The organism is Mucilaginibacter sp. (genome assembly GCF_036383575.1).
Lineage (GTDB): Bacteria > Bacteroidota > Bacteroidia > Sphingobacteriales > Sphingobacteriaceae > Mucilaginibacter.
Genome location: NZ_DASVOB010000098.1, coordinates 1 through 3,805 on the forward strand (window position 1 = coordinate 1; position 3,805 = coordinate 3,805).

The window sequence follows — 3,805 nt, forward strand, 5'->3', positions numbered from 1 at the left end:
CGGCATTTCCTTTTCTCTTTCTCTCTGCCCCTCAGCGCCTTTCAAACCTTTTCTAAGAACTTCCGCTCCTTTTCGAAGCGGCTGCAAAGGTGCGAATTTCTTTTCTCTTTCACAAAAGATTTTGAATCTTTTTTTTCTCCCCTTTTCGCCCTTCTCTAACCCTTTAATGAACTATCACGCCTCCTCGTTTCCTCGTTTGCGGGCTGCAAAGGTACACGCTTTTTCCCTTTCTCCAAATTATTTATAACTATTTCCCTTAACACTATCTTAACACCCTATTTATCAAGAAGAAAAAGTTTAGCCTTCCTCTTCCCAGCAGCCCTTTTTCCCCAGTAGCTCCATCCCTCCCCATCTAAAACATTCATTCAACATTTATGGATAACATTTAGTAAGGTCTTAATTGCCCCATTTTGTTATGTTATTATATATATGTAACTACCTGTATATACTATACCCCTCCTATTATATATACTATAAAGCTTTTCCGCCTGCGGTGTATACTAAGCCAATACACGCTTTCGGCAACTATTCTATTTAAATACCATCGAACAGCTGATGCTGTTATTAACGAAGGAACATCATTTATAGATAGCCCCCGCGTTAGGGATAGTAGCGGAAAGCCCGCAGCGTGCGTTGGCCATTGTGTAACGGCAAAGCGAGGACTTGCAGCGGATAGCCCGGCCGCAGGCAACGCCCATAATCTTATTTAAAGCCAAGATTAACTTATGATTCCTGGTAAATGATACGAAAAACACCGAAGTTATGTACCTCCGGCACACTGAAAATTCACTCGTTCTATTTCTACAAACCTTTTGCACCTCTGGTGCAGCTCGTCCTCAATCTCTCAGTCTCTTGTACTTCTGGTGCACCCCTCAATCCCATAGTTTATTGTATGTGCCATTAGTCAACGCCAGGTTATTAGCTGGCGAAGTTGCCATGTCCATGCCATCATCAACCTACCTTAATCACATTTAAAATAGCGCGCTTACACATAAATATCATATATACTACAAAAAACAAACGGCCGGCGATGACTCCATTCAATCACATAGCTCTCGATCAGTAAATCCTCAAAAACCGATATACATTATATAAGAAACAAACGTTTTAACAGTATTAGTTTAACATACCTGGCATACTCAAAGCACCAATAGTTAAAAGATGTTAAATACACTATATATATAGGTACCGGGCCAATGCCTCGTTATATATTAGCGGCTAAATAAAAATTGATTGATTTATATTATTAACTATCTTTGCAAAATGTTTAAAAAGCAACTAACGTTATTAGCCAGTGTTTTAGCTATCGTAATTATTACGCTTGGCAGTTGTAAAAGCAAATACGAAAAGTTAAAAGCCAGTAACGATTACGCCAAAAAATACCAGGAAGCTATTAAGTACTATAACAAAAAGGACTATAACAAGGCTTTAGGCTTATTTGAGGTGCTGGTTGAACGCTACCGTGGCCGTGAAGGTGCTGAAGATCTTTTTTACTACTACGCATTTACGTATTACAAACAAAAGGACTATACATCGGCCAGGTACCACTTTAAAACATTCGCGGATACCTATCCTTCAAGTTCAAGGGCTGAAGAGTGCCGCTTCTTTTCGGCTTATTGCTACTACCTTGATTCGCCGATATTTTCGCTTGATCAGGATAATACATTAAAAGCTATCGACGCTTTGCAGTTGTTCATTAACCTTTATCCAAAAAGCGACCGTGTAGCTGAGGCCAGCAAGCTGATCCAAAACCTGCGCGATAAACTGGAAACCAAAGCTTATGCCAACGCTAAACTTTATTTAACTATCAGCGATTATCAATCGGCAGTTATTGCGTTCAACAACGCACTGCGCGATTACCCTGATACCAAATACGGCGAAGAAATGGAATACCTTATTGTTAAGGCACAATACCAGTATGCTTACCATAGCTTTGAAACTAAACAGGAAGACCGTTTTAACCAGGCTATAGCTTACGCCGACCAGTTTGCTGAGAAATATCCGAACAGCAAATACCTGCACGAAACACAGACCTATATAAAAGACAGCCAGCAAGGCATTAAACAAGCTCAACGCCTTATTGCCGAAGCAATGAGTAATTCAAAAGTTGCCAAAAAGCTTGCATCTAAAGATACTGTAACAACCACTGCGCCATCTGAAAAAAATCAGCCGCAAAAAATACCATATTAATTAAGATATATTAAAGAGTTAAATATAAGATATGACAGCTAACAACAGTAATAAACCAGCAGCAGCCAGCAGCACTGTAACCCGCGATTTACGCGAGCTGGATACCAAAACAGAGAACATCTATGAGTCGCTTGTGATTATGTCAAAAAGGGCGAACCAGATCTCAAACAATATCAAAGAAGAGCTTCATCAGAAACTTTCTGAGTTTGCTTCATCAAATGACAACCTTGAAGAAGTGTTTGAAAACCGTGAGCAAATTGAAATCTCAAAACACTACGAGAAATTGCCAAAACCATCATTGGTTGCAGTTCAGGAGTTTTTAGATGGTAAAGTTTACTATCGTAACCCAACTAAAGAAGCATAATCCCCCCGGCCCCCTAAAGAGGGAGTTTAGGAAACTTATTCATAAAATAACAAAAAACTCCCGTATGGGAGTTTTTTGTTATTTTTAACTTTTATAATATAATCATTCCCCCTTTAGGGGGTAGGGGGCATATGAAAAACATTGTTTTAGGAGTTTGCGGCAGTATTGCTGCATATAAATCGGCATTACTGGTTAGGCTGTTGGTTAAAGCCGGTGCCAATGTTAAAGTTGTAATGACTACCGATGCTACTCATTTTATTACCCCGCTTACCCTTTCAACGCTATCAAAAAACCCGGCATTGGTTGATTATTTCAAAGCTGATACCGGCGAATGGAACAACCATGTTGAGCTTGGCCTTTGGGCCGATATGCTGATCATTGCCCCGGCTACAGCCAATACCCTTGCAAAAATGGCCAATGGCCTTTGCGATAACCTGCTTAGCGCCGTATATCTCTCGGCCAAATGCCCGATTTATTTTGCCCCGGCTATGGACCTGGACATGTGGCTGCATCCAGCTACCCGCCAAAACGTAAACAGGCTGCAATCATTTGGTAACACCATGATCCCCCCTGGTAATGGCGAACTGGCCAGCGGTCTGTACGGCGAAGGCCGGATGGCCGAGCCTGAAGAGATCGTTGCTTTTTTGGAAGCTGAATCAAAAAAAAAACTTCTCTTAGCCGGTCATAAAATACTGGTAACTGCCGGACCCACCTATGAAGCCATTGACCCGGTAAGATTTATCGGCAATCACTCGTCAGGTAAAATGGGTTTCGCTATCGCAGATGAGCTTGCTTTAATGGGTGCCGATGTTACACTGGTGACCGGTCCTACGGCACAGATCAGTAAACAGCACAATATAAAACGGATAAATGTTACTTCGGCAGCACAAATGCTGGAGGCCTGCGTAACTGTTTATGCCGATGTTAAAGCTTGTATTATGAGCGCTGCCGTGGCTGATTATACCCCGGCCGATGTAGCCACCCAAAAGATCAAAAAACAAGAAGGTGCCCTTACCATCGAACTGAAGAAGACCACTGATATATTAAAAACCCTTGGCGAGGCTAAACTCGAAGGACAAATACTGGTTGGTTTTGCCCTGGAAACCAACGACGAGGAAATGAATGCAATAACCAAGCTTCAAAAGAAAAATCTTGATTTTATTGTACTAAATTCGCTCAATGACGCGGGTGCCGGCTTTGCAGGCGATACCAATAAAATAACCATTATTGATCGTGAGCTCAAACAAACCA

4 protein-coding genes are annotated in these 3,805 nt (G+C 41.4%); all 4 read left to right on the forward strand.

Going from position 1 to position 3,805, the window contains the following annotated elements:
* A partial coding sequence (locus tag VF500_RS03655; protein ID WP_330858369.1) for a hypothetical protein occupies positions 1-247 on the forward strand: 247 nt, incomplete at its 5' end.
* A 1,016-nt stretch (positions 248-1,263) separates the two neighbouring features.
* Positions 1,264-2,190 carry an outer membrane protein assembly factor BamD gene (locus VF500_RS03660; protein WP_330858370.1) on the forward strand — a complete coding sequence of 309 codons (927 nt, stop codon included), beginning with the start codon at positions 1,264-1,266 and terminating at the stop codon, positions 2,188-2,190.
* A 31-nt stretch (positions 2,191-2,221) separates the two neighbouring features.
* Positions 2,222-2,554 (forward strand): DNA-directed RNA polymerase subunit omega, encoded by a 333-nt coding sequence (locus VF500_RS03665; protein WP_121234172.1) that lies wholly within the window; start codon positions 2,222-2,224, stop codon positions 2,552-2,554.
* A 131-nt stretch (positions 2,555-2,685) separates the two neighbouring features.
* Positions 2,686-3,805 (forward strand): bifunctional phosphopantothenoylcysteine decarboxylase/phosphopantothenate--cysteine ligase CoaBC (gene coaBC / locus VF500_RS03670; protein ID WP_330858371.1); only part of this gene is annotated, 1,120 nt, incomplete at its 3' end.